Here is a 1,312-nt window from a genome sequence, read left to right as displayed (position 1 = left end):
GGTTGGGAGACCTCATCTCGAGGAAGGCTTCCCGCTTAGATGCTTTCAGCGGTTATCCCGACCGAACGTAGCCAACCAGCCATGCACCTGGCGGTACAACTGGCACACCAGAGGTTCGTCCGTCCCGGTCCTCTCGTACTAGGGACAGACCCTCACAAGTCTCCTACGCGCACAGCGGATAGGGACCGAACTGTCTCGCGACGTTCTAAACCCAGCTCGCGTGCCGCTTTAATGGGCGAACAGCCCAACCCTTGGGACCTACTCCAGCCCCAGGATGCGACGAGCCGACATCGAGGTGCCAAACCTTGCCGTCGATATGGACTCTTGGGCAAGATCAGCCTGTTATCCCCGGGGTACCTTTTAGCCGTTGAGCGACACCCCATCCACACGGTGGTGCCGGATCACTAGGCCCTGCTTTCGCACCTGCTCGACATGTCTGTCTCACAGTCAAGCTCCCTTGTGCCCTTGCACTCAACACCTGATTGCCAACCAGGCTGAGGGAACCTTTGGGCGCCTCCGTTACTCTTTGGGAGGCAACCGCCCCAGTTAAACTACCCACCAGGCACTGTCCCCCACCCGGATCCACGGGTGCGGGTTAGACGCTCAAAACGACCAGAGTGGTATTTCACCAACGACTCCACGGTAACTGGCGTCACCGCTTCACAGTCTCCCACCTATCCTACACAAGACGCTCCAAACGCCAATGCCAAGCTATAGTGAAGGTCCCGGGGTCTTTCCGTCCTGCTGCGCGTAACGAGCATCTTTACTCGTAGTGCAATTTCACCGGGCCTGTGGTTGAGACAGTGGGGAAGTCGTTACGCCATTCGTGCAGGTCGGAACTTACCCGACAAGGAATTTCGCTACCTTAGGATGGTTATAGTTACCACCGCCGTTTACCGGCGCTTAGATTCTCAGCTTCACCCCGAAGGGCTGACCAGTCCTCTTAACGTTCCGGCACCGGGCAGGCGTCAGTCCGTATACAGCGTCTTACGACTTCGCACGGACCTGTGTTTTTAGTAAACAGTCGCTTCCCCCTGGTATCTGCGACCCCCACCAGCTCACAACGCTAGGTCGGTCACCAGCAGGGGCCCCCCTTCTCCCAAAGTTACGGGGGCAATTTGCCGAGTTCCTTAACCACAGTTCACCCGATCGCCTTGGTATTCTCTACCTGACCACCTGAGTCGGTTTAGGGTACGGGCCGCCGACACACATCGCTAGAGGCTTTTCTCGACAGCATGGGATCACTCACTTCACCTAAATCGGCTCGGCATCACATCTCACCCTCATGCACCACGGATTTACCTATGGTGCG

At 57.3% G+C, this 1,312-nt stretch carries 1 rRNA gene (running past one end of the window); it reads right to left on the bottom strand.

The features are described 5' to 3' along the window. Window positions 1-1,312 (bottom strand): 23S ribosomal RNA (locus tag QSK37_RS51255) (its annotated part continues 1,369 nt past the right edge of the window); the annotation flags it as partial.

Origin of the sequence: Actinoallomurus iriomotensis (genome assembly GCF_030269445.1) — a bacterium.
Lineage (GTDB): Bacteria > Actinomycetota > Actinomycetes > Streptosporangiales > Streptosporangiaceae > Actinoallomurus > Actinoallomurus iriomotensis.
Note: the sequence above shows the minus strand (reverse complement) of the source record. Positions and strands in the feature narration are given on the sequence as shown.